At 73.8% G+C, this 24,043-nt stretch carries 22 protein-coding genes; 21 read left to right on the forward strand and 1 reads right to left on the reverse strand.

Features of this window, described 5'->3' with window-relative positions:
- The first annotated feature begins 34 nt into the window (after positions 1–34).
- From rpsD to nusB, 14 genes are all read left to right on the forward strand, one after another.
- Positions 35–646 carry a 30S ribosomal protein S4 gene (rpsD, locus tag ABGB06_RS34225; protein WP_347597631.1) on the forward strand — a complete coding sequence of 204 codons (612 nt, stop codon included), beginning with the start codon at positions 35–37 and terminating at the stop codon, positions 644–646.
- A 178-nt stretch (positions 647–824) separates the two neighbouring features.
- Positions 825–1,295: a DUF948 domain-containing protein gene (locus tag ABGB06_RS34230; protein ID WP_347597634.1), complete on the forward strand. Its 471-nt coding sequence runs from the start codon at positions 825–827 to the stop codon at positions 1,293–1,295.
- Between the two features lie 10 nt (positions 1,296–1,305).
- The gene (locus ABGB06_RS34235; protein WP_347597637.1) at positions 1,306–1,611 is read left to right on the forward strand and encodes a DUF6167 family protein; all 306 of its coding nucleotides are present in this window, start codon (positions 1,306–1,308) and stop codon (positions 1,609–1,611) included.
- Positions 1,598–4,267 carry an alanine--tRNA ligase gene (alaS, locus tag ABGB06_RS34240; RefSeq protein ID WP_347597640.1) on the forward strand — a complete coding sequence of 890 codons (2,670 nt, stop codon included), beginning with the start codon at positions 1,598–1,600 and terminating at the stop codon, positions 4,265–4,267. The genes ABGB06_RS34235 and alaS overlap by 14 nt, the downstream gene beginning before the upstream one ends.
- A 43-nt stretch (positions 4,268–4,310) precedes the next feature.
- Positions 4,311–4,775, forward strand: a complete 465-nt coding sequence (ruvX, locus tag ABGB06_RS34245) for a Holliday junction resolvase RuvX (RefSeq protein ID WP_347597643.1) — start codon at positions 4,311–4,313, stop codon at positions 4,773–4,775.
- Between the two features lie 102 nt (positions 4,776–4,877).
- A complete protein-coding gene (mltG, locus tag ABGB06_RS34250) occupies positions 4,878–6,767 on the forward strand; it encodes an endolytic transglycosylase MltG (protein WP_347597646.1) in 1,890 nt (629 codons plus the stop codon).
- A complete protein-coding gene (locus ABGB06_RS34255; RefSeq protein WP_347597649.1) occupies positions 6,764–7,609 on the forward strand; it encodes a shikimate dehydrogenase in 846 nt (281 codons plus the stop codon). The genes mltG and ABGB06_RS34255 overlap by 4 nt, the downstream gene beginning before the upstream one ends.
- A gap of 121 nt (positions 7,610–7,730) precedes the next feature.
- A complete protein-coding gene (gene aroC, locus ABGB06_RS34260) occupies positions 7,731–8,915 on the forward strand; it encodes a chorismate synthase (RefSeq protein WP_347597652.1) in 1,185 nt (394 codons plus the stop codon).
- On the forward strand, positions 8,912–9,430 hold the full coding sequence (locus tag ABGB06_RS34265; RefSeq protein ID WP_347597655.1) for a shikimate kinase: 519 nt from the start codon (positions 8,912–8,914) through the stop codon (positions 9,428–9,430). The genes aroC and ABGB06_RS34265 overlap by 4 nt, the downstream gene beginning before the upstream one ends.
- Positions 9,427–10,563, forward strand: coding sequence for a 3-dehydroquinate synthase (gene aroB / locus ABGB06_RS34270; protein WP_347597658.1), 1,137 nt, complete (start codon positions 9,427–9,429; stop codon positions 10,561–10,563). Before ABGB06_RS34265 ends, aroB begins: the two co-directional genes overlap by 4 nt.
- A 211-nt stretch (positions 10,564–10,774) precedes the next feature.
- Positions 10,775–11,509: an AAA family ATPase gene (locus tag ABGB06_RS34275; protein ID WP_347597661.1), complete on the forward strand. Its 735-nt coding sequence runs from the start codon at positions 10,775–10,777 to the stop codon at positions 11,507–11,509.
- Between the two features lie 69 nt (positions 11,510–11,578).
- Positions 11,579–12,697 (forward strand): M24 family metallopeptidase, encoded by a 1,119-nt coding sequence (locus ABGB06_RS34280; protein WP_347597664.1) that lies wholly within the window; start codon positions 11,579–11,581, stop codon positions 12,695–12,697.
- A 64-nt stretch (positions 12,698–12,761) separates the two neighbouring features.
- Positions 12,762–13,328: an elongation factor P gene (gene efp, locus ABGB06_RS34285; protein ID WP_347597667.1), complete on the forward strand. Its 567-nt coding sequence runs from the start codon at positions 12,762–12,764 to the stop codon at positions 13,326–13,328.
- A complete protein-coding gene (nusB, locus tag ABGB06_RS34290) occupies positions 13,329–13,751 on the forward strand; it encodes a transcription antitermination factor NusB (protein ID WP_347597670.1) in 423 nt (140 codons plus the stop codon).
- A 117-nt stretch (positions 13,752–13,868) separates the two neighbouring features.
- Here the strand turns inward: nusB and bldD are convergent, their stop codons facing one another.
- On the reverse strand, positions 13,869–14,369 hold the full coding sequence (gene bldD / locus ABGB06_RS34295) for a transcriptional regulator BldD (RefSeq protein ID WP_347597673.1): 501 nt from the start codon (positions 14,367–14,369) through the stop codon (positions 13,869–13,871).
- Positions 14,370–14,567: 198 nt separating this feature from the next.
- Between bldD and pyrR the strand changes: the two genes are divergently transcribed.
- The 7 genes from pyrR (at position 14,568) to pyrF (ending at position 24,036) form a co-directional block, all read left to right on the forward strand.
- Positions 14,568–15,146 carry a bifunctional pyr operon transcriptional regulator/uracil phosphoribosyltransferase PyrR gene (pyrR, locus tag ABGB06_RS34300; protein ID WP_347597676.1) on the forward strand — a complete coding sequence of 193 codons (579 nt, stop codon included), beginning with the start codon at positions 14,568–14,570 and terminating at the stop codon, positions 15,144–15,146.
- An 83-nt stretch (positions 15,147–15,229) separates the two neighbouring features.
- Complete coding sequence (locus ABGB06_RS34305; protein WP_347597679.1) at positions 15,230–16,225, forward strand: aspartate carbamoyltransferase catalytic subunit; 996 nt, start codon at positions 15,230–15,232, stop codon at positions 16,223–16,225.
- The gene (locus ABGB06_RS34310) at positions 16,222–17,529 is read left to right on the forward strand and encodes a dihydroorotase (RefSeq protein ID WP_347597682.1); all 1,308 of its coding nucleotides are present in this window, start codon (positions 16,222–16,224) and stop codon (positions 17,527–17,529) included. Before ABGB06_RS34305 ends, ABGB06_RS34310 begins: the two co-directional genes overlap by 4 nt.
- A 70-nt stretch (positions 17,530–17,599) precedes the next feature.
- A complete protein-coding gene (gene carA / locus ABGB06_RS34315; RefSeq protein ID WP_347597685.1) occupies positions 17,600–18,736 on the forward strand; it encodes a glutamine-hydrolyzing carbamoyl-phosphate synthase small subunit in 1,137 nt (378 codons plus the stop codon).
- Positions 18,729–22,040 carry a carbamoyl-phosphate synthase large subunit gene (gene carB, locus ABGB06_RS34320; protein ID WP_347597688.1) on the forward strand — a complete coding sequence of 1,104 codons (3,312 nt, stop codon included), beginning with the start codon at positions 18,729–18,731 and terminating at the stop codon, positions 22,038–22,040. Before carA ends, carB begins: the two co-directional genes overlap by 8 nt.
- Positions 22,037–23,161 carry a quinone-dependent dihydroorotate dehydrogenase gene (locus tag ABGB06_RS34325; RefSeq protein WP_347597691.1) on the forward strand — a complete coding sequence of 375 codons (1,125 nt, stop codon included), beginning with the start codon at positions 22,037–22,039 and terminating at the stop codon, positions 23,159–23,161. The genes carB and ABGB06_RS34325 overlap by 4 nt, the downstream gene beginning before the upstream one ends.
- Positions 23,158–24,036, forward strand: a complete 879-nt coding sequence (gene pyrF, locus ABGB06_RS34330) for an orotidine-5'-phosphate decarboxylase (RefSeq protein WP_347597694.1) — start codon at positions 23,158–23,160, stop codon at positions 24,034–24,036. The genes ABGB06_RS34325 and pyrF overlap by 4 nt, the downstream gene beginning before the upstream one ends.
- Positions 24,037–24,043 lie beyond the last annotated feature (7 nt).

Raw genomic sequence — 24,043 nt, forward strand, 5'->3', positions numbered from 1 at the left:
AGCCTCACCTAACTTACATGGAGGTCCGTTCACCGTGAACCAGTCGCGTCCCAAGGTCAAGAAGTCACGTGCGCTCGGCGTGGCTCTCACCCCGAAGGCCGTCAAGTACTTCGAGCGACGCCCCTTCCCCCCGGGTCAGCACGGACGCGGCCGGAAGCAGACCAGCGACTACAAGGTCCGGCTGTTGGAGAAGCAGCGGCTGCGCGCCCAGTACGACATCAGCGAGCGGCAGATGCTCCGCGCCTACAACCGGGCCCGCAAGGTGACGGGCAAGACCGGCGAGGCGCTCATCGTCGAGCTGGAGCGCCGGCTGGACGCCCTGGTGCTGCGTTCGGGCCTCGCCCGCACCATCTACCAGGCGCGCCAGATGGTCGTGCACGGTCACATCTCGGTCAACGACCGGAAGGTCGACAAGCCGTCCTTCCGGGTCGCCCCCGAGGACGTGGTGGCGGTGCGCGAGCGCAGCCGGGGCAAGCACCCCTTCCTGGTGGCCAGGGAGGGCGGTTACGCGCCCGACGGCGAGATCCCGCGCTATCTGGAGGTCAACCTGCAGGCGCTGGCCTTCCGCCTGGACCGCGAGCCGAACCGGAGCGAGATCCCGGTGATCTGCGACGAGCAGCTGGTCGTCGAGTTCTACGCACGCTGAGCAGCCGCTACGGGCCCGCCGCCGGCTCGCCGCCCCCCGGTGCGCGCGGCGGAAGTGGTTACAGTCCGGGGCGCCGGGCGCGGTAGGGTCGTCACCTGCCGCCGCCCCCGAGACGGGCGCCGCCGGGCCGGGTGAGCGGCGGCGCGCCCCGCGGAGCCCCAGACGGAAGGCAGCGCTCGTGTCCGGTGGAGAGGTGGCCGGCCTCCTGGTGGCCGTCTTCTGGGCCATTCTGGTCTCGTTCCTCGCCGTCGCGCTGGTGCGGCTGGCCCAGGCCCTGCGGGCCGCCACGACGCTGGTGCACCAGGTCACCGAGCGCGCCGTGCCGCTGCTGGGCGAGGCGTCGGACACCGTGCGCGCCGCGCAGGGCCAGTTGGACCGCGTGGAGACCATCACCGCCGACGTGCAGGAGGCCGCGGCCAACGCCTCGGCGCTGTCCACCACCGTGGCCTCCACCTTCGGCGGCCCGCTCGTGAAGGTCGCCGCCTTCGGCTACGGCGTGCGCCGCGCGCTCGGCCGCGCCCCGGCGGCGGCCGCCCCGCCCGCCGACCCGTCCCGCTCCGGCGACCCCGGCGGCGCACCCGCCGACCGGCGTACCGTCGTAGGAAGGACGCTGCCGCCCGCCCGGCGCCGCCGGCGGGGAAAGGACTGAGTACAGCGCTATGATCCGCCGCGCCTTCTGGTTCACCACGGGTGCCGCCGCCGGCATCTGGGCCACCACCCGCGTCCAGCGCACGCTGCGGGAGCTCGCCCCCGACAGCCTCGCGGCCCGGGCGACCGGCCGCGCGGCCGCCGCGGGACAGCGACTGCGCGGGTTCGCCCTCGACGTCCGGACGGGCATGGCCCAGCGGGAGACCGAGCTGAACGAGGCGCTGGGGCTCACCACCCCGCCGCCCGCGGAACCGAACAGCACCAAGCCGCATCGCGGCGCACCACCGGAAAAGAGGACCACCGATGGAGTCGGCTGAGATCCGTCGTCGCTGGCTGAGCTTCTTCGAGAAGCGTGGGCACACCGTCGTGCCGTCGGCGTCGCTGATCGCGGACGACCCGACACTGCTGCTGGTCAACGCGGGCATGGTGCCGTTCAAGCCGTACTTCCTCGGCGAGGCCACCCCTCCCTACCGGCGCGCCGTCAGCGTGCAGAAGGTCGTGCGGACGCCGGACATCGAGGAGGTCGGCAGGACCACCCGGCACGGCACGTTCTTCCAGATGTGCGGCAACTTCTCCTTCGGCGACTACTTCAGAGAAGGCGCCATCACCCAGGCCTGGGAGCTGCTGACCGTCCCGGTGGCGGACGGCGGGTACGGGCTGGACCCCGAGCGGCTGTGGATCACCGTCTTCGAGCGGGACGACGAGGCCGAGCGGATCTGGCGGGACGTCGTCGGTGTGCCGGCCGAGCGGATCCAGCGCCTCGGCATGGGCCCCAACTTCTGGTCCATGGGCGTGCCGGGCCCGTGCGGGCCCTGCTCCGAGATCTTCTACGACCGCGGCCCCGGGTTCGGCCCCGAGGGCGGCCCCGCCGTCAACGACGAGCGCTACGTGGAGATCTGGAACCTGGTCTTCATGCAGTACGAGCGGGGTCCTGGCGAGGGCAAGGAGGACTACCCGATCCTCGGCGAACTGCCCGCCAGGAACATCGACACCGGGCTCGGCCTGGAACGCCTGGCGATGATCCTGCAGGACGTCCACAACATGTACGAGACGGACACCCTGCGCGTCGTCATCGACCGGGCCAGCGAGCTGACCGGCGTGCGCTACGGCGACGCCGAGAGCTCCGACGTCTCCCTCCGCGTCGTCGCCGACCACCTCCGCACCTCGGTGATGCTCATCGGCGACGGCGTCACCCCGGGCAACGAGGGCCGGGGCTACGTGCTCCGCCGCATCATGCGTCGCGCCATCCGCACCATGCGCCTCCTCGGCGCCACCCGCCCGGTCGTCGGCGACCTCGCCGACACGGTGCTCGGGATGATGGGCCAGCAGTACCCGGAGCTGCTGACCGACCGCGCCCGGATAGAAGCGGTCGCGCGGGCCGAGGAGTCCGCCTTCCTCAAGACCCTGCAGGCCGGCACCACCATCCTCGACGCGGCTGTCGCCGACACCCGGGCCGCCGGCAGCGCCGTGCTCGCCGGCGACAAGGCCTTCCAGCTCCACGACACCTGGGGCTTCCCGATCGACCTGACCCTGGAGATGGCCGCCGAGCAGGGCCTGTCGGTGGACGAGGCCGGCTTCCGGCGCCTGATGCAGGAGCAGCGGGACCGCGCCAAGGCCGACGCCCGGGCCAAGAAGCAGGGGCACGCCGACCTGTCCGCGTACCGCGAGGTCGCGGACGCCGCCGGGCCCTCCGAGTTCACCGGCTACACCGAAACGGCCGGCGAGGTCCGGGTCGTCGGGCTCCTCGCGAACGGCGCGTCGGTGCCCGCGGCCAGCGAGGGTGACGACGTCGAGGTGGTGCTGGACCGTACCCCGTTCTACGCCGAGGGCGGCGGTCAGCTCGCCGACACCGGCCGGATCCGGCTGGAGAACGGCTCCGTCGTCGAGGTGCGCGACGTGCAGCAGCCCGTGCCGGGCGTCATCGTGCACAAGGGCACCGTGCAGGTCGGCGAGGTCACCGTGGGCGCCGGCGGGTACGGCCGGATCGACCTGCACCGGCGCCGGGCCATCGCCCGCGCCCACAGCGCCACCCACCTGACCCACCAGGCGCTGCGCGACGCCCTGGGCCCGACGGCCGCCCAGGCCGGGTCGGAGAACGCGCCGGGACGTTTCCGCTTCGACTTCGGTTCGCCGGCGGCCGTGCCCGGCACGGTGCTGTCGGACGTGGAGCAGAAGATCAACGACGTGCTGGTCAGGGAGCTCGACGTCTCCGCCGAGGTGATGTCGATGGAGGAGGCCCGCAAGCAGGGCGCCATCGCGGAGTTCGGCGAGAAGTACGGCGACCGGGTGCGGGTCGTCACCATCGGCGACTACTCCAAGGAGCTGTGCGGCGGCACGCACGTGCACAACACCGCGCAGCTCGGCCTGGTCAAGCTGCTCGGCGAGTCGTCCATCGGCTCCGGCGTGCGCCGCGTGGAGGCCCTGGTGGGCGCCGACGCCTACCGGTTCCTGGCCCGCGAGCACACCGTCGTCGCCCAGCTCACCGAGCTGGTCAAGGGACGGCCCGAGGAGCTGCCGGAGCGCGTCTCCGGAATGCTGACCCGGTTGCGGGAGGCCGAGAAGGAGATCGAGCGGTTCCGCGCGCAGAAGGTGCTGGAGGCCGCCGGCAGCCTGGCCGCCGGGGCCCGGGACGTGCGCGGCGTCGCGCTGGTCACCGGGCGGGTGCCGGACGGCACCACCGCCGACGACCTGCGCACCCTGGTGCTGGACGTGCGTGGCCGGATCACCGGCGACCGGCCGGTCGTGGTGGCCCTGTTCACCGTGGCCAAGGGCCGGCCGCTGACCGTAGTGGCCACCGACGAGGCCGCCAGGGAACGCGGTCTGCGGGCCGGGGACCTGGTCAGGGCGGCCTCCAGGGCGCTGGGCGGCGGGGGCGGTGGCAAGCCCGACGTGGCCCAGGGCGGCGGCCAGGACCCGGCCGCCATCGACGAGGCCCTGACGGCCGTCGAGCGCCTGGTCGCGGAGGCCGCGTGAACGCTCGTCCGCGCGGTTCGGCCGCCGGTCGGGGAGCCGGCTGATGCGGCGCGGCAGGAGGCTCGGCGTCGACGCGGGGGAGGCCCGCATCGGCGTCTCCGCCTGCGACCCCGACGGGTTGCTGGCCACCCCCGTGGAGACCGTGCCGGCCCGCGACGCGTCCGCGGCCCAGCGGCGGCTGGCCGAGCTCGTCGCCGAGTACGAGCCCATCGAGGTCGTCGTCGGGCTGCCCCGCTCCCTGCACGGCGGCGAGGGACCGGCCGCCGCGCGGGCGCGGGCCTTCGCGCAGCGCACCGCCCGGCGGATCGCGCCGGTCCCGGTGCGCCTGGTGGACGAGCGGCTGAGCACCGTCAGCGCGGCGCGCGAGATGCGGGCCTCGGGAGTCTCGGCGAAGCGCGGGCGATCCCGCATCGACCAGGCCGCGGCCGTCGTTATCCTGCAGAGCGCTCTCGACACGGAACGGGCGTCGGGACGTCCTCCGGGTGAGAACGTCGAAGTGGTTGTCTGATCGCGATACGGTAACGTTCGGCGCGACGCGGCAGTCATCCGGCTGCCCGGCCGCCCGCGGCGGGGGGCGCGGCGAGCAGGAACTCCCGTCACAAGGGGATCGATGACAGCAGAGTATGGCCGGGGCGCGGGCTCCGATCCGTGGCACCCCGACGACCCGCTGTACGGGGATCAGGGCTGGTCCGGGGGATACGACACGACGGCCGGCCAGCCCTCCGGGGGCTGGGATCCCTACGGCGGCGCGCCCCAGCAGCCGCAGCAGGACTACTACGATCCCTCGCGGACCGGCCAGTGGGAGGCGCCGGGCCAGTACTACGACCCCGACCCGTACTCCTACGGGCAGCAGGCCGCCCAGCAGCCGTTTCCGCCCGGCCCGCACGACACCGGCTCCTATCCCACGGGCCAGCACCAGACGGGCCAGCACCCGACCGGTCAGCATCAGACGGGCCAGCATCCGACGGGTCAGCACCCCACCGGCCAACACCCCACCGGCCAGCATCAGACCGGCGGATACGGTCAGCATCCGACCGGTCAGCATCCGACCGGTCAGCATCCGACCGGTCAGCATCCGACCGGCCAGCACCCGGTCGGGGGGCATCCGGCGGGTCCGTACCCCACTGGCGGGCAGCAGGCGGCGTACGGCCGGCAGGACGCCTATCCGGCCGAACACCACCCGCACCCCCAGCACCAGCCCCGGCAGCACCCGCACGGTCCCTCGCGGCCCCAACCCGAGCCGGCCTACCAGGAGTTCGCGGCGGCCGGCCACCCCGCCGCGCCGGGTGCCACGCGGCACGAGCCGGGCTCGGGGCCGGACCCGGAGACCGGCTGGGACCCGGGCCCCGACCAGGGCGAACACGACTTCTTCTCCCGCCGCGACGACGATGACGCCGACGACGAGGTCGACGTGCCCCGCGCGCGGCGCGCGGAGCGCCGCGGCGAGGCCACCCGCCCCAAGCGGCGGCGCGGCGGCTGCGGCTGCCTCGCGCTCGCGCTGGTCCTGGTGGGCGGCGTCGGCGGCGTCGGCTACTACGGCTACCAGCAGTACCAGGATCGGTTCGGCCCGGCGCCCGACTTCGCGGGCGAGGGCAGCGGCCAGGTGCAGGTGGAGATCCCGGAGGGCGCCACCGCCTCCGACATCGGCAACCTGCTGAAGGAGGCGGGCGTGGTCAAGAGCCACGACGCCTTCGTGGAGGCCGCCTCGGCCGACCAGGAGGCGGCCCTGAGCATCCAGCCGGGCGTCTACAGCCTGCGCCAGGAGATGTCGGCCGAATCCGCGCTGCAGATGCTGACCGACCCCTCGACGCTCAACGTCCTCACCATCCCCGAAGGGCTGCGGGCCACCGAGGTGTACGCGGCCATCGACGAGAAGCTCGGCCAGCCGGAGGGCACCACCGAGGACGTCGCCGAGAGCGCCGACCTCGGGCTGCCGGAGTACGCGGAGGGCGACGTCGAGGGCTTCCTCTTCCCCGCCCGCTACGACGTGGGCGCGGAGACCACGCCCGAGGAGTTGCTCACCTCGATGGTGGATCGCGCGGAGCAGGAGTTCGCCGAGATCGACCTGGAGAGCCAGGCGGCGGAGCTCGACCGCTCCCCGCGCGAGATCATCACCGTCGCCTCGCTCATCCAGGCCGAGGCGCAGGAGGACGAGGAGTTCGGCCGGGTCTCCCGCGTCATCTACAACCGGCTGGAGCAGGACATGAGGCTGGAGTTCGACTCCACCATCAACTACGCGATGGGCCGCTCCACCCTCAACACCTCCATCGAGGACACCCAGTTCGACTCGCCGTACAACACGTACGTCGAGTTCGGCCTGCCGCCGGGACCGATCGACAACCCCGGTCACCAGGCCCTGGAGGCCGCGCTGAACCCGGCCGACGGCCCCTGGCTGTACTTCGTCACCGTCTCGCCCGGGGACACCCGCTTCACCGACGACTTCGACGAACACCAGGCCAACGTCGACGACTTCAACGCCGCCCAGGAAGGGAACGAGTGACGTCCACGCCGCGGCCCGCCCGCCGCGCGGCGGTGCTCGGCTCGCCCATCGCGCACTCGCTCTCCCCGGCGCTGCACCGGGCGGCCTACCAGGCCCTGGGCCTGCGCCACTGGAGCTACGGGCGGTACGAGGTGGACGAGGCGGGCCTGGCCGGGTTCCTCGCCGGCCTGGACCCCGACTGGGCCGGGCTCTCCCTGACCATGCCGTTGAAGCGGGCCGTCATCCCGCTGCTCGACGAGGTCAGCGAGACCGCCGCCGCGGTGGAGGCGGTCAACACCGTCGTGTTCACCGAGGACGGACGACGCCTCGGGGAGAACACCGACATCCCCGGGCTCGTCGAGGCGCTGCGGGAGCGCGGCGTCCGCCATGTGGAGCGGGCCGCCGTGCTCGGCGCCGGCGCCACCGCCTCCTCCGCGCTCGCCGCCCTGGCCCGGATCTGCGGCGGCGAGATCACCGCCTACGTCCGCGGCCCGGCCCGCGCCGCGGAGATGCGCGGCTGGGGCGAGCGGCTGGGCGTGCCGGTGCGCACCGCCGACTGGGCGGACGCCCACCGCGCGCTGGAGGCGCCGCTGGTCGTCGCCACCACGCCGGCCGGCGCCACGGACGCGCTGGCCGCGGCGGTGCCCGACGCACCCGGCACCCTCTTCGACGTGCTGTACGCCCCGTGGCCCACGCGGCTGGCCGCCGCGTGGGAGGCGCGGGAGGGGAGGGTCATCGGCGGCCTCGACCTGCTCGTGCACCAGGCGGTGCTCCAGGTCGAGCTGATGACGGGCATCGTTCCGGCACCGCTCAAGGAGATGCGGGAGGCCGGCGAGACGGCGCTCGTGACCCGGCCCGGCTGAGCCGTCCACGCTGCGGACCCGTGCGTGGCACGCCCCCGGCTCGTGGGAGGATCGGACCGGTACCAGGCATACCAGGCGTGGCGTCGAGTACCGCGCCGACGAGCACCGCGAAGGAGCACCGTTGAGCAGGTTGCGCTGGCTGACCGCGGGGGAGTCACACGGCCCCGCTCTCGTGGCGACCCTGGAAGGGCTGCCCTCGGGCGTGCCGGTGACCACCGAACTGGTGGCCGACGCGCTGGCCCGCCGCCGGCTGGGCTACGGCCGGGGCGCGCGGATGTCGTTCGAGCGGGACGAGATCACCTTTCTCGGCGGCGTCCGGCACGGGCTGACCCTCGGCTCGCCGGTCGCCATCATGGTCGGGAACACCGAGTGGCCCAAGTGGGAGAAGGTCATGGCGGCCGACCCGGTCGACCCCGACGAGCTCGCGGGCCTGGCCCGCAACGCGCCGCTGACCCGGCCCCGCCCCGGCCACGCCGATCTCGCCGGCATGCAGAAGTACGGATTCGCGGAGGCGCGGCCGGTGCTGGAGCGCGCCTCGGCCCGGGAGACCGCCGCGCGGGTGGCGCTCGGCGCCGTGGCCCGGTCGTACCTGAAGGAGACCGCGGGCGTGGAGATCGTCTCGCACGTGGTGGAGCTCGGCGGAGCCGCGGCGCCGAGCGGCCTCGTCCCGCTCCCCGGCGACGTCGAGCGCCTGGACGCCGACCCGGTCCGCTGCCTGGACCCGGACGCCAGCAAGGCGATGGTGGCCGAGATCGACCAGGCGCACCGGGACGGCGACACCCTGGGCGGCGTCGTCGAGGTGGTCGCCCACGGGGTGCCGGTGGGCCTCGGCTCGCACGTGCACTGGGACCGGCGGCTCGACGCCCGGCTGGCCGGCGCGCTGATGGGCATCCAGGCCATCAAGGGCGTCGAGGTCGGCGACGGCTTCGGCCTGGCCCGGATCCCCGGCTCCCAGGCGCATGACGAGATCGTGCCGGGTCCCGACCGCATCACCCGCGCGTCCGGGCACTCGGGCGGCACCGAGGGCGGGCTGAGCACCGGCGAACTGCTGCGGGTCCGGGCGGCGATGAAGCCCATCTCCACGGTGCCCCGGGCACTGGCCACCGTCGACGTGGTCACCGGCGAGGTGGCCCGCGCGCACCACCAGCGGTCCGACGTGTGCGCCGTCCCGGCGGCCGGCATCGTGGCCGAGGCCATGGTGGCGCTCGTGCTGGCGGACGCGGTGGCGGAGAAGTTCGGCGGCGACAGTGTCCGGGAGACCCGACGCAACGTCACCGGCTACCTGGACCATCTGGAGGTCAGGTGACCGCCACCCCGGCCGTCGTGCTGGTCGGGCCGCCAGGTTCCGGCAAGTCCACCGTCGGGGCGGTGCTGGCCGAGCGACTCGGCGTGACCCTGCGCGACACCGACGCCGACATCGAGCTCGCCGCCGGCAAGGGCGTGCCGGAGATCTTCGTCGAGGACGGCGAGCCGCGCTTCCGGGCCCTGGAGACCGCCGCCGTCCGCGCCGCGGTCGCCGAGCACGACGGCGTGCTCTCGCTCGGCGGCGGCGCCGTCCTCAGCCCGGAGAACCGCGCGCTGCTCGCCGGACTGCCCGTCGTGTTCCTGGACGTGGCGCTCGGCGAGGCCATGCGCCGGGTCGGGCTCGACACGCCGCGGCCGCTGCTCGCCGTCAACCCCCGGCAGCGGTGGCGCGCCCTGATGGAGGTCAGGCGGCCGCTGTACACGGAGGTGGCCCGGGCCGTGGTGCGCACCGAGGAGCGCACCCCGGACGAGGTCGCCCAGGAGGTTCTCGACGCATTGGAGCTCAGGCCCGCATGACCACCCGTCACGACGCCACCGCGTCCCCCGCCGACGCCGGTGCCGCGGCCCCACCGACCCGGATCACCGTCGCCGGTTCCGCCGGCACCGCGCCGTACGACGTCCTGGTCGGCCGCGGACTGCGCGGCGAGCTGCCGGGACTGGTCGGGGACGCGGCCACCCGGGTCGCGGTGCTGCACCCCGAGGCGCTCGCCGCGACCGGCGAGGAACTGCGCGCCGACCTGACCGCCGCCGGCTACCAGGCCGTCGCCGTTCCGCTGCCCGACGCCGAGGGGGCCAAGACCGCGGAGGTCGCCGCCGGCTGCTGGTCGACGCTCGGCCGCGCCGGCTTCACCCGGACCGACGTCGTGGTCGGCGTCGGCGGCGGGGCCACCACCGATCTCGCGGGCTTCGTCGCGGCGACCTGGCTGCGCGGGGTCAGGTGGATCGCGGTGCCCACCACCGTGCTCGGCATGGTGGACGCCGCGGTCGGCGGCAAGACCGGCATCAACACCGCCGAGGGCAAGAACCTGGTCGGCTCCTTCCACCCGCCGGCGGGCGTGCTCTGCGACCTCGCGGCGCTCGACTCGTTGCCGGTGGACGACTACGCCTCGGGGCTCGCCGAGGTCATCAAGGCGGGGTTCATCGCCGATCCGGCCATCCTGGAGCTGATCGAGGCCGACCCGCGGGCGGCGGTGCGGCCCTCGGGGCCGCACACCGCGGAGCTCGTCGAGCGGTCCATCCGGGTCAAGGCCCAGGTGGTCTCGGGCGACCTGCGGGAGTCCGGGCCCCGGGAGGTCCTGAACTACGGCCACACCCTGGGCCACGCCATCGAGAAGAACGAGGGCTACACGTGGCGCCACGGCGCCGCCGTCTCCGTCGGGATGGTGTTCGCCGCGGAGCTCGGCCGGCGCGCCGGACGGCTGGACGACGCCACCGCGGACCGGCACCGCGCGGTGCTCACCGCGGTCGGGCTGCCGGTCGGGTACCGCGGCGACCAGTGGCCCCGGCTGCTGGACGCGATGCGGATCGACAAGAAGTCGCGGGGCGACCGGCTGCGCTTCGTCGTGCTGGACGGCCTGGCCAGGCCGGCGCTGCTGGAAGGGCCGGATCAGGACCTGCTGCGCGCCGCCTACGCCGTGGTCTCCGGCTGAATCCGTGCGCGCCCGCCACGGAGGTGGCAGGCTGGGTGCTGTCCGGCGGATGTTCGCGGGCCCGCGACGGCGAGGACCGACACGGCGCGGGCACCCGGCGGCCCCGTCGTGCGTTCCCCATGCGACGGGCAAGACCGGTACGGTATGTCACCGAGTCGAACGGACGCGCGGTCCCGGTGGCCGCGCGCGGAGCTGACGGAGTGGGCAGCGGATGCAACAGCACGGTGGGATGCCGGTGCCACCCCCCGCGTCGCCGCGGAACGACGGGGGTGCCCCCCAGGCAGCGGATCTGTCCGCGGCAGGGACCACAGGGTTCTTCCAGCTGCCACCCGGCGGCGTCGTGCCCGTCCCGCACCCGGTCCCGGAGGCCGCGCGGCCGGACGCCGCGCACGCCGGGGTCGCGGTGCTGCTGATCGGCCCGGCCGGCGCTGGCAAGACGACCGTCGCGCGGTTCTGGGCGGACCGCCGCCCGGTCCCCACGGCCCACATCAGCCTGGACGACGTGCGCGAGTGGGTGCGCTCCGGCTTCGCGGACCCGCGCTCGGGCTGGAACGACCGCTCCGAGGCGCAGTACCGCCTGGCCCGCCGCACCTGCGGCTTCGCCGCGCGCAACTACCTGGCCAACGGGATCTCCTGCATCCTGGACGACGCGGTCTTCCCCGACCGGCCGGCCGTCGGCCTCGGCGGCTGGAAGCGGCACGTGGGGCCGGGGCTGATCCCCATCGTGCTGCTGCCCGGGCTCGACATCGTGCTGGAGCGGAACGCCGCCCGCACCGGCTCGCGCCGGCTGTCCGACGAGGAAGTGGCCACCATCCACGGCCGGATGGCCGGCTGGTACGGCTCAGGGCTGCCGATCATCGACAACTCGGCACACGACGTGGCCACCACCGCCCGGATGCTCGACGAGGCGGTCTCCCACAGCCTGGCCAGCCCGCCGGCCTGGTGACGGGCCCCGGCCCGCCCGTCCGGACGCGCTGAGAGAGCGGCCGACCGTCCCGCTGCGTAGTCTCGATCCATGTCCGAGGTTCACGTGGCCCGCCGCTCACGGCTGCGTGCCGACAGCGCGTCGGCGGGCGGCACCGCTCTGGTCGTCACCCGGCCGGCGAACGTGCGTTACCTGGTCGGCGCGGCACCCGCCGGCTCGGTGCTGCTCGTGGGCCACGCCGGCGACGACGTGCTGCTCACCCACTGGGACCCGGCGACGGACCAGGAGGAGGTCGTGAGCCGGACGGCGGAGTCGGGCGGGCTGCGCACCGCGGTGCTCGACGACGACACCGACCCGGCCGTCGCCGCCGCCGGGCTGGCCGCCGAGGCGGGCGCCGAGTCCGTCGCGGTCGAGGAGCACCACCTGACCGTGGCCCGGCACCGGGCACTGACCGCCACCGTCCCGGGGCCCCGGTACACGGACCTGGGATTCGCCGTGGAGCGGCAGCGGCTGGTCAAGGACGAGGACGAGATCGCGGCGCTGCGCGTCGCCGCCGAGATCACCGACCGGGCGCTGGGGGAGCTGCTGGAGTCCATCCTGGTCGGCCGCACCGAACGGCACCTCGCCCTGGAGTTGGAGCGCCGCCTCATCGATCACGGCGCCGACGGCCCGGCCTTCCGCACCTCGGTCGCCACCGGGAGCCACTCGGGCCTGGCCGGGCACCGGCCCACCGACCGGCGGGTGGAGGAGGGGGACTTCCTCACCGTGTGCCTCGGCGCGCGGTTCCGCGGCTACCGCTGCCAGATCGGGCGGACCTTCGTCATCGGCACCAGCCCGGCCGACTGGCAGATCGAGCTCTACGAGGTGGTGTTCGCCGCCCAACGGGCGGCACGGGAGGCGTTGGCCCCGGGCGCCGAGTGCCGGGCCGTGGACGCGGCCGCCCGGCAGGTGCTCGCGGCGGCCGGGCACGGCCGGGCGCTCGGCCCGCTCACCGGACGCGGTGTGGGGCTGGAAATCGGGGAGGACCCTCGGTTGTCACCCGCGGCCATGGGTAGACTTGGCGCCTGTGTGCCGGTCACCGTCGAGCCGGGGGTACATCTCCCAGGCCGGGGCGGGGTCCGTATCGACGACACACTCGTCGTCCGCCCACCGGCGGACGGCGGACCCGAGCTACTCACCATCACGACCAAGGAACTCCTCGCGCTGTAGTCCGACGGACCGGCGCGCGGCGCCCGAGGTCGCTCACGCAGCAGTCCGTAGGAGATTCCAGGCCGTGGCCACCACGAACGACCTCAAGAACGGCATGGTGCTCAAGCTGGACGGCGGCCAACTGTGGTCCGTCGTCGAGTTCCAGCACGTCAAGCCCGGCAAGGGTGGCGCCTTCGTGCGCACCAAGCTCAAGAACGTGCTCTCCGGCAAGGTGGTGGACAGGACGTTCAACGCCGGCACGAAGGTCGAGACGGCGACCGTCGACCGGCGCGGCATGCAGTTCTCCTACAAGGACGGTGCCGACTTCGTCTTCATGGACACCGAGACGTACGACCAGCTCCTCGTCAACCCGGAGACCGTGGGCGAGGCCGCCAACTACCTGCTGGAGGGCCAGGACTGCACCGTGGCCATCTACCAGGAGAACCCGCTGTTCATCGAGCTGCCCGCGGCCGTCGAGCTGGTCGTGGAGTACACCGAGCCCGGGGTCCAGGGCGACCGGTCCACCGGCGGCACCAAGCCCGCCCGCCTGGAGACCGGTTACGAGATCGGCGTGCCGCTCTTCATCACCACCGGCGAGAAGATCAAGGTGGACACCCGCTCCGGCGAGTACCTCGGCCGGGTGAACAGCTAGGTGGCTGCCCGCAGCAAGGCCCGCAAACGAGCCCTGCAGATCCTCTTCGAGGCCGACCAGCGGGGCAGCGCGCCCACGGAGGTGCTGGCCGAGCGGATACGGCTCGCCGGCACCGACGACCGGCCGCAGGTGAGCGACTACACCATGCTGCTGGTCGAGGGCTATGCGGAGCACGCGGAGCGGATCGACGAGCTCCTCGCCCAGTACACGATCGGCTGGCCGCTGGACCGGATGCCGGGGGTGGACCGCACCATCCTGCGGCTCGCCGTCTTCGAGCTGCTCTGGCAGGACGAGACGCCCGACGCGGTGGTGCTCGACGAGGCCGTCCGGCTGGCCAAGGAGTTCTCCACCGACGAGTCTCCGGCCTTCGTCAACGGCCTGCTCGGCCGTCTGAAGGACCTGAAGCCCACTCTCCGCCGCTGACCCCTGGCCAGCGGCGCGCACGGCGCCGGGGTGGCGGGACACCCAGCCCCGCCACCTCTCCGGCCCGCGCGACGAAACTCCGAGACGTGCGGAAACAGGGCCGGGAAGAGGGCGAGGTCAGCCCTCTTCCGTCTGCACCGCCCGCCGGGCGTCCGCGCCCAGCACGCCCCAGCTGATCAGCTGCTCCGTCAGCACCGACGGCGACTGGTCGTAGATCACGGCGAGGGTGCGCAGGTCGTCCTGGCGGATCGACAGCACCTTGCCGTTGTAGTCGCCGCGCTGGCTCTGGATCGTCGCGGTGTACCGCTGCAGCGGACCGGCCTTCTCGCTCGGCACGGTCGCCAGCCGCTCCAGGTCGAGCACCAGCTTCGGCGGCGGCTCGGCGGCCCCGCCCGGCGTCGAGCCCGGCAGCAGTTCCTGCACCGGGACCCCGTAGAAGTCGGCCAGCTCGGCGAGGCGCTGCACGGTCACCGCGCGGTCGCCGCGCTCGTACGAACCGACCACCACCGCCTTCCACCGGCCCTGGGACTTCTCCTCGACCCCGTGGAGCGACAGACCCTGCTGGGTACGGATGGCACGGAGCTTGGTACCAAGCTGTTTTGCGTATTCGCTGGACATGTGTCTCCCCGGACGGCATCTTCGTAACTCATAGTGAGGTTACGCAGCGTAATTTGGCTCGTCAAGCGGGGCGCGAAGAGACGGCCCTGACCTGCGGCGACGCACAGCGGGTGGTGGGCGCCTGATACGGTGGGGGGCGATCCACCCGACATCCTTTAAGGCCCGTCCCGTGAGGCGGGGAAGGAGGTCCACTTCACCATGGTCGACAACGGCAACGTGCCGTCCCGTCCGGTGCTGGAGGCGCCGGACATCGCGCGGGCGCTGACCCGCATCGCCCACGAGATCGTCGAGCGCGCCAAGGGCGCGGACGACGTGGTGCTGCTCGGCATTCCCACCCGTGGCGTCAACCTCGCCCGGCGGCTGGCCGCCCGGCTCGAGGACATCACGGGCCACCCCGTTCCCGTGGGTTCCCTGGACATCACGATGTACCGGGACGACCTGCGGCTGCGCCCGGCGCGCGCGCTGGCCCGCACCGACATTCCCGGGACCGGCGTCGACGGCCGGCTCGTCGTCCTCGTGGACGACGTGCTCTTCTCCGGGCGCACCATCCGCGCCGCCCTGGACGCGCTGAACGACATCGGCCGGCCGCGCGCCGTGCAGCTCGCGGTCCTGGTGGACCGCGGGCACCGCGAGCTGCCCATCCGCGCCGACTACGTCGGCAAGAACATCCCCACCTCCCTGCGGGAGGCGGTCAGGGTCCTGCTCACCGAGGAGGACGGCCGCGACGTCGTGCTGCTCGGCGTGCGCGATCCGGCCCCGGCGGCCGAGCGCCAGTAACGCCCGGCGCACCCCTGCGCCCCGTCAGGCCGCCGACCAGGCCCTGTCACGCCAGCACGCCCCGAACCCACGGAAGGCACCAGATGAAGCGCCACCTCATCTCGGCCACCGACCTCACCCGCGACGACGCCGTGCTGATCCTCGACACCGCCGAGGAACTCGCCCGCGTCGCCGACCGGCCGATCAAGAAACTCCCGACACTCCGCGGCCGCACCGTCGTCAACCTCTTCTTCGAGGACTCGACGCGCACCCGGATCTCCTTCGAGGCCGCCGCCAAGCGGCTCTCCGCCGACGTCATCAACTTCTCCGCCAAGGGCTCCTCGGTCTCCAAGGGCGAGTCGCTGAAGGACACCGCGCTCACCCTGGAGGCCATGGGCGCCGACGCCGTCGTCATCCGCCACCACGACTCCGGTGCCCCGCACCGCCTCGCCACCTCGGGCTGGATCGGCGGCTGCGTCGTCAACGCCGGCGACGGCACCCACGAGCACCCCACCCAGGCCCTGCTGGACGCCTTCACCCTGCGCCGCCGGCTCTCCGCCGGCGGCGCGGGTCGCGGTGGGGACCTGGCGGGCCGGCGGATCACCATCGTCGGCGACATCCTGCACAGCCGCGTCGCCCGTTCCGGCGTCCAGCTGTTCACCACCCTGGGCGCCGAGGTCACGGTCGTCGCCCCGCCGACCCTGATGCCCATCGGCGTGGAACGCTGGCCCTGCGCCGTCGACTACCAACTCGACGCCGTGCTGCCGAAGTCCGACGCGGTGATGATGCTCAGGGTGCAGCGGGAGCGGATGAACGCCGCCTACTTCCCGACCGAGCGCGAGTACGCGCGCAGGTACGGCCTGGACGGCGCCCGCATGGCCCGGATGCCCGAGCACGCCATCGTGATGCACCCCGGCCCGATGAACCGCGGCATGGAGATCACCGCCGAGGTCGCCGACTCCCCCCGCTGCACCGCCGTGGAGCAGGTCGCGGGCGGGGTCAGCGTCCGGATGGCCGTCCTGTACCTGCTGCTCGGCGGCGCCGAGCCGGCCGTCACCACCCGTACCGCCGAGACCCGTACCGCCGAGGAGGGCGCGTGAGCACCACCAGGAGTCAGTCCCCACGGACGCTGATCCGCGGCGCGAGCGTCCTCGGCGGACAACCTCGCGACGTGTTGATCGAGGACGGCGTCATCGCCGAGGTCAGCCGCAACGTCGCCGCGGCGGGCGCCAGCGTCGTCGAGGCCGAGGGCCGCGTGCTGCTGCCGGGGCTCGTCGACCTGCACACCCACCTGCGGGAACCGGGCCGGGAGGACTCGGAGACGGTCCTCACCGGCACCCGGGCCGCGGCCACCGGCGGCTTCACCGCGGTGCACGCCATGGCCAACACCTTCCCGGTGGCCGACACGGCCGGCGTCGTCGAGCAGGTCTGGCGGCTGGGCCGGGAGTCCGGGTACTGCGACGTCCGACCGGTCGGCGCGGTCACCGTCGGCCTGGACGGCAAGCAGCTGGCCGAGCTCGGGGCGATGCACGACTCCGCCGCCGGCGTCGTGGTCTTCTCCGACGACGGCCGCTGCGTGCACGACGCCGTCATCATGCGCAGGGCCCTGGAGTACGTGAAGGCGTTCGACGGCGTCGTCGCCCAGCACGCCCAGGAGCCGCGGCTGACCCAGGGCGCCCAGATGAACGAGGGTGTGGTGTCCGCCGAGCTCGGCCTGGCCGGCTGGCCGGCCGTGGCCGAGGAGGCGATCATCGCCCGGGACGTGCTGCTGGCCGCCCATGTCGGCTCCCGGTTGCACATCTGCCACCTCAGCACCGCCGGCTCGGTCGAGCTGGTGCGCTGGGCGAAGTCCAAGGGCTGGCGGGTCACCGCCGAGGTCACCCCGCACCACCTGCTGCTCACCGACGAGCTGGTGCGTTCCTACGATCCGGTCTACAAGGTGAACCCGCCGCTGCGCACCGAGGCCGACGTGCTGGCGCTGCGTGAGGCACTGGCCGACGGCACCATCGACTGCGTCGCCACCGACCACGCTCCGCACCCGTACGAGGACAAGGACTGCGAGTGGGGCGCCGCGGCCATGGGCATGACCGGCCTGGAGACCGCGCTCAGCGTCGTGCAGCAGACCATGGTGGACACCGGCCTGCTGGACTGGGCCGGCATCGCCGACCGGATGTCCCGCCGGCCCGCCGCCATCGGCCGGGTCGCCCGCCACGGACGTCCGATCGCGGTGGGCGAGCCCGCCCACCTCACGCTGCTCGACCCGACGCACCGCGCAGTCGTCAACCCCGCGGAGCACGTCTCCCGCAGCCGCAACAGCCCGTACGCCGGCCGGGAGCTGCCGGGCCGGGTCACCCACACCTACCTGGCCGGCCGGCCCACCCTGCTGGACGGAGTCCTCACATGACCGCCGGCCGCCCTCCCGGGTCCACCAGAACCACCAGAACCACCCGCGACCAGCGACCGGAGCGTGCCCGATGACCAGCGCCACCCAGGCCACCACCCCGGCCCTGCTCGTCCTCGAGGACGGCCGTGCCTTCCGCGGCCGGGCCTACGGCGCGGTCGGCGAGACCTTCGGCGAGGCGGTCTTCGCCACCGGCATGACCGGATACCAGGAGACCCTCACCGACCCCTCGTACCACCGCCAGGTCGTGGTGATGACCGCCCCGCACGTCGGCAACACCGGCGTCAACGACGAGGACCCCGAGTCCGCCCGCATCTGGGTCGCCGGCTACGTGGTCCGCGACCCGGCCCGCGTCCCGTCCAACTGGCGCTCGGTGCGCTCCCTCGACCAGGAGCTGACCGCCCAGGGCGTGGTCGGGATCAGCGGGGTCGACACCCGCGCCCTCACCCGGCACCTGCGGGAGCGCGGCGCCATGCGGGCGGGCATCTTCTCCGGACCCGCCCTCGCCGACGAGCCGACGCTGCTCGCCCGGGTGCGCGCCGCACCCCGGATGACCGGCGCCGACCTGGCGCCCGAGGTCGCCACCGCCGAGCCGTACCTGGTCCCGGCCCTCGGCCGCAAGCGGTTCACCGTCGCCGCGGTCGACCTCGGGATCAAGGGCATGACCCCGCACCGGATGGCCGAACGCGGCATCGACGTGCACGTCCTGCCCGCCACCGCCACCCTGGACGAGGTGTACGCCGTCTCGCCCGACGGCGTCTTCTTCTCCAACGGCCCCGGCGATCCGGCCGCCGCCGCGCATCCGGTGGAGCTGATGCGCGGCGTCCTCGACCGCCGTACCCCGCTCTTCGGCATCTGCTTCGGCAACCAGATCCTCGGTCGTGCCCTCGGCTTCGGCACGTTCAAGCTCAAGTACGGTCACCGCGGCATCAACCAGCCGGTCAAGGACCTGGCCACCGGCCGGGTCGAGGTGACCGCGCACAACCACGGCTTCGCCGTCGACGCCCCGCTGGACCGCGATTCCGACACCCCACACGGGCGGACTCGGGTCTCCCATGTCTGCCTCAACGACAACGTCGTCGAAGGGCTGCGGCTGCTCGACCGGCCGGCCTTCAGCGTCCAGTACCACCCCGAAGCGGCGGCAGGCCCCCACGACGCGGCCTACCTCTTCGACCGCTTCGTCTCCCTGATGGAGGGCGAGCGTGCCTAAGCGCACCGATATCACGTCAGTCCTGGTGATCGGCTCGGGGCCGATCGTGATCGGGCAGGCCGCGGAGTTCGACTACTCGGGTACCCAGGCGTGCCGGGTGCTGAAGGCCGAAGGGCTGCGCGTCGTCCTGGTCAACTCCAACCCGGCCACGATCATGACCGACCCGGAGATCGCCGACGCCACCTACGTCGAGCCGATCACCCCCGAGTTCGTGACCAAGATCATCGAACGGGAGCGCCCCGACGCGCTGCTGCCCACCCTCGGCGGCCAGACCGCGCTGAACGCCGCCATCGCGCTGCACGAGGCCGGCACCCTGGCCGAGTACGGCGTGGAGCTGATCGGCGCCAGCGTCGAGGCGATCGCCAAGGGCGAGGACCGCGAGCGGTTCAAGACCGTCGTGGACGCGGTCCGGGCCACGACCGGGCACGGCGAGTCGGCCCGCTCGGTCATCTGCCACTCGATCGAGGAGGTGGTGGACGGCGTCACGGAACTCGGCGGCTACCCGGTCGTGGTGCGGCCCTCCTTCACCATGGGCGGCGCCGGATCCGGCTTCGCCCACGACGAGGACGAACTGCGCCGGATCGCCGGCCAGGGGCTCGCGCTGTCCCCGGTCGGCGAGGTGCTGCTGGAGGAGTCCATCGTCGGCTGGAAGGAGTTCGAGCTGGAGCTGATGCGCGACCGCAACGACAACGTCGTCGTGGTCTGCTCGATCGAGAACCTCGACCCGATGGGCGTGCACACCGGCGACTCGATCACCGTGGCACCCGCCATGACCCTGACCGACCGCGAGTACCAGATCCTTCGCGACGTCGGCATCGCCGTGATCCGCGAGGTCGGCGTGGACACCGGGGGCTGCAACATCCAGTTCGCGGTCAACCCCGACGACGGCCGGGTCGTGGTGATCGAGATGAACCCGCGGGTCTCCCGGTCCTCGGCGCTGGCGTCCAAGGCCACCGGCTTCCCGATCGCCAAGATCGCGGCCCGGCTGGCCATCGGCTACACCCTCGACGAGATCCCGAACGACATCACGGGACAGACCCCCGCCTCCTTCGAGCCCACCCTCGACTACGTCGTCGTCAAGGTGCCGCGGTTCGCGTTCGAGAAGTTCCCGGCCGCCGACGCCACGCTCACCACCACCATGAAGTCCGTCGGCGAGGCCATGGCCATCGGCCGGAACTTCACCGAGGCGCTCAACAAGGCGCTCCGCTCCGTGGAGAAGCCCGACGCGCCCTTCGACTTCGCCGCCGACCCCGGCGACCGGGACGCGGCACTGGCGGCCGCGGCCATCCCCACCGACGGCCGGCTGGGCGCGGTGATGCGGGCCATCCGCGCCGGCTCAGACGCCGCCCAGGTGTGCGCGGCCACCGGCATCGACCTGTGGTTCGTCGACCAGCTCTGCCTGATCAACGAGATCGCCGAGGAGTTGGCCGCCGCTGACCGGCTCGGCCCCGAACTCCTGGCCACCGCCAAGCGGCACGGCTTCTCGGACGCCCAGATCGGCGCCGTCCGCGGCCTCGCCGAGGACGTGGTGCGGGAGGTCAGGCACGCGCTCGGCGTCCGCCCGGTGTTCAAGACCGTGGACACCTGCGCCGCCGAGTTCGCCGCCCGCACCCCGTACCTGTACTCGTCCTACGACCAGGAGACCGAGGTCACGCCCCGCGAGCGGCCCGCCGTGATCATCCTCGGCTCCGGGCCCAACCGCATCGGCCAGGGCATCGAGTTCGACTACTCCTGCGTGCACGCCTCGTTCGCGCTGAGCGACGCCGGCTACGAGACGGTGATGGTCAACTGCAACCCCGAGACCGTCTCCACCGACTACGACACCTCCGACCGGCTGTACTTCGAGCCGCTCACCCTGGAGGACGTGCTGGAGGTCGTGCACGCCGAGACCGAGGCGGGCCCGGTGGCCGGGGTCGTGGTCCAACTCGGCGGCCAGACCCCGCTCGGCCTCGCCCAGGCGCTGAAGGACAACGGCGTGCCCGTGGTCGGCACCCAGCCCGAGGCGATCCACCTCGCCGAGGACCGCGGTGCGTTCGGCCGGGTGCTGGCCGCCGCCGGGCTGCCCGCCCCCACCTACGGCACCGCGTTCTCCTTCGAGGAGGCCCAGGAGATCGCCGGCCGCATCGGCTACCCGGTCATGGCCCGCCCCAGCTACGTGCTCGGCGGCCGCGGCATGCGGATCGTCTACGACGAGGCGTCGCTGGCCGACTACCTCACCCGGCACGCCGGGCTCATCGACGAACATCCGGTGCTGATCGACCGCTTCCTCGACGACGCCATCGAGATCGACGTGGACGCGCTCTACGACGGCCAGGACCTGTACCTCGGCGGGGTGATGGAGCACATCGAGGAGGCCGGCATCCACTCCGGCGACTCCGCCTGCGCGCTGCCCCCCACCACCCTCGGCGGCTTCGACATCAAGCGGCTGCGCGCCTCCACCGAGGCCATCGCCCGCGGCGTCGGCGTGCGCGGCCTGATCAACATCCAGTTCGCGCTGTCCGGGGACATCCTCTACGTCCTGGAGGCCAACCCGCGGGCCTCCCGCACCGTGCCGTTCACCTCCAAGGCGACGGCCGTGCCGCTGGCCAAGGCGGCCGCCCGGATCTCGCTCGGCGCCACCGTCGCCGAACTGCGCGCCGAAGGGCTGCTGCCGGAGCGCGGCGACGGCGGCACGCTGCCGCTGGACGCCCCGATCTCGGTCAAGGAGGCGGTCATGCCGTTCTCCCGCTTCCGCGACGTGCACGGCCGCGGGGTGGACACGGTGCTCGGCCCGGAGATGCGCTCCACCGGCGAGGTGATGGGCATCGACAGCGTCTTCGGCACGGCCTACGCCAAGTCCCAGGCCGCCGCCTACGGGGCGCTGCCCACCAAGGGCCGGGCGTTCGTCTCGGTGGCCAACCGCGACAAGCGGGCGGTGATCCTGCCGGTCCGCGCGCTGGCCGACCAGGGCTTCGAACTGCTGGCCACCTCGGGCACCGCCGAGGTGCTCCGCCGCAACGGCATCCAGGCGACCGTCGTCCGCAAACAGGGCGAGGGGGAGGGGCCCAACGGCGAGCCGACCATCGTCCAGCTCATCCACGCCGGTCAGGTCGACCTCATCGTCAACACCCCCTACGGCACCACGGGCCGCCTCGATGGCTACGACATCCGCACCGCCGCCGTGGCCCGCGGCGTGCCCTGCCTGACCACCGTGCAGGCCCTGGCCGCGGCCGTGCAGGGCATCCACGCCCTCGGCCGCGGCGAGGTCAACGTCCGCTCGCTCCAGGACCACGCGCGGCAGCTCACCGCGGCCCGCGCCCGATGAGCCGGCACCCCGGCTACCGGCTGCTGTTCGCCGTCCTGCTACGCCGCCTCGACCCGGAGCGGGCGCACGGGCTGGCCTTCGGGCTGATCCGCGCCGCGGCCCGGGTCCCCGGCCTGCGCGGCGCGGTGCGGGCCGCGTTCGCCCCGCCGCATCCGACGCTCCGGGTCACCGCGTTCGGCCTGGACCTGCCAGGACCCTTCGGGCTCGCCGCCGGCTTCGACAAGAACGCCGTCGGCGCCCGCGGCCTCGGGCTGCTCGGCTTCGACTTCGTCGAGATCGGCACCGTGACCGCGCGGCCCCAGCCGGGCAACCCCCGCCGGCGGCTGTTCCGGCTGCCCCGGGACCGGGCGCTGGTGAACCGGATGGGGTTCAACAACGACGGGTCGGCCGCCGTCGCCGCCCGCCTCGCCCGCCGCCGGCCGGGACGCGGCCCCGTGCTCGGCGTCAACATCGGCAAGACCAAGGTCGTGCCCGAGGAGGAGGCGGTCGCCGACTACGTGACCAGCACCGAGCGGCTGGCCGGGCACGCCGACTACCTGGTGGTCAACGTCTCCTCGCCGAACACCCCGGGGCTGCGCGCCCTCCAGGCCGCCGACCGGCTGCGCCCGCTGCTCGTCGCCGTCCGGGAGGCGGCCGACCGGGCGACGCCGGGCCGGCGCGTGCCGTTGCTGGTCAAGATCGCCCCCGACCTCGACGACGCCGAGATCGACGCCGTCGCCGACCTGGCCGTGGACCTGGGCCTGGACGGCATCATCGCCACCAACACCACCGTCGCGCGGGACGGGCTGGCCAGCCCGCCCGAGCGGGTGGCGGCGGTGGGCGCCGGCGGCCTGTCCGGCGCGCCGCTGCGCGAGCGCTCCCTGGCGGTCCTGCGCCGCCTGTACGCCCGGGTGGGCGACCGGATCACCCTGGTCGGCGTCGGCGGCGTGGAGACGGCCGAGGACGCCTGGCGACGGATCCTCGCCGGCGCCACCCTGGTCCAGGGCTACACCGGGTTCGTCTACGCCGGCCCCGGCTGGCCGCGTGCCCTGCACCGCGGCCTGGCCGCCCGGCTGGCCGCGAGCCCGCACGCCACCCTCGCCGACGCGGTCGGCGCCGACACCAGGAGGGCCCTGCCATGACCGACGCCGCCCAGACCCCGCACCCGGACCCCTTCGGCGCCCGGCTGCGCCGCGTCGTGGCGGCGCGCGGGCCGCTCTGCGTGGGCATCGACCCGCACCCGGCCCTGCTGACCGCCTGGGGCGTCGGCGACGACCCGGCGGGGCTCGACCGCTTCGCCGGCACGGTGGTGGACGCGCTGGCGGACCGGGTCGCCGTGCTCAAGCCGCAGTCCGCGTTCTTCGAGCGCTTCGGCTCGCGCGGCGTCGCCGTGCTGGAGCGGACCGTCGCCGACGCCAGGTCCGCCGGCGCCTTGGTGCTGCTGGACGTCAAACGCGGCGACATCGGCTCCACCATGGCCGCGTACGCGGCGGCCTACCTCACGCCCGGCGCACCGCTGTTCGCGGACGCCGTCACGCTCAGCCCGTACCTCGGCTTCGAGTCCCTGCGCCCGGCGTTCGACGCGGCGCGGGCGGCCGGCGCCGGGGTGTTCGTGCTGGCCCGCACCTCCAACCCCGAGGGCGCGCAGACCCAGGAGGCCACCACCCGGGACGGCGTCCCGCTCGGTCGGCTGATGCTGGAGCGGCTGGCGGCCGAGAACGCCGGGGCCGTCCCGCTCGGCTCCTGCGGCGCGGTGGTCGGCGCCACCCTCGACGCGGCGGCCGCGGCCGCGCTGGGCTCCGCGCTGGAGCTGAACGGCCCGCTGCTGGCCCCCGGCCTCGGCGCCCAGGGCGCCGCCGCCGACGACCTGCCCCGGATCTTCGGCGGTGCGCTCCGGAACGTGCTGCCGAGCTTCAGCCGCGAGGTGCTGCGACACGGGCCCGACCCGGCCGGGCTGCGCGCCGCCGCCGCGCGGGAGGGCGACGCGGTGGCCCGAATCCTCGATGTGAACGACTGAGTACGGT

The sequence above is a fragment of the Streptomyces sp. B6B3 genome, from assembly GCF_039871525.1.
Lineage (GTDB): Bacteria > Actinomycetota > Actinomycetes > Streptomycetales > Streptomycetaceae > Streptomyces.

Excerpts from the sequence above, each read along its gene's own strand:
- ABGB06_RS34235 (WP_347597637.1), top strand. The coding sequence starts at position 1,306 with ATGATCCGCCGCGCCTTCTGGTTCACCACGGGTGCCGCCGCCGGCATC.
- alaS (WP_347597640.1), top strand. The coding sequence starts at position 1,598 with ATGGAGTCGGCTGAGATCCGTCGTCGCTGGCTGAGCTTCTTCGAGAAG.
- ruvX (WP_347597643.1), top strand. The coding sequence starts at position 4,311 with ATGCGGCGCGGCAGGAGGCTCGGCGTCGACGCGGGGGAGGCCCGCATC.
- mltG (WP_347597646.1), top strand. The coding sequence starts at position 4,878 with ATGACAGCAGAGTATGGCCGGGGCGCGGGCTCCGATCCGTGGCACCCC.
- aroB (WP_347597658.1), top strand. The coding sequence starts at position 9,427 with ATGACCACCCGTCACGACGCCACCGCGTCCCCCGCCGACGCCGGTGCC.
- ABGB06_RS34275 (WP_347597661.1), top strand. The coding sequence starts at position 10,775 with ATGCAACAGCACGGTGGGATGCCGGTGCCACCCCCCGCGTCGCCGCGG.
- ABGB06_RS34280 (WP_347597664.1), top strand. The coding sequence starts at position 11,579 with ATGTCCGAGGTTCACGTGGCCCGCCGCTCACGGCTGCGTGCCGACAGC.
- bldD (WP_347597673.1), bottom strand. The coding sequence starts at position 14,369 with ATGTCCAGCGAATACGCAAAACAGCTTGGTACCAAGCTCCGTGCCATC.
- pyrR (WP_347597676.1), top strand. The coding sequence starts at position 14,568 with ATGGTCGACAACGGCAACGTGCCGTCCCGTCCGGTGCTGGAGGCGCCG.
- ABGB06_RS34305 (WP_347597679.1), top strand. The coding sequence starts at position 15,230 with ATGAAGCGCCACCTCATCTCGGCCACCGACCTCACCCGCGACGACGCC.
- carA (WP_347597685.1), top strand. The coding sequence starts at position 17,600 with ATGACCAGCGCCACCCAGGCCACCACCCCGGCCCTGCTCGTCCTCGAG.
- ABGB06_RS34325 (WP_347597691.1), top strand. The coding sequence starts at position 22,037 with ATGAGCCGGCACCCCGGCTACCGGCTGCTGTTCGCCGTCCTGCTACGC.
- pyrF (WP_347597694.1), top strand. The coding sequence starts at position 23,158 with ATGACCGACGCCGCCCAGACCCCGCACCCGGACCCCTTCGGCGCCCGG.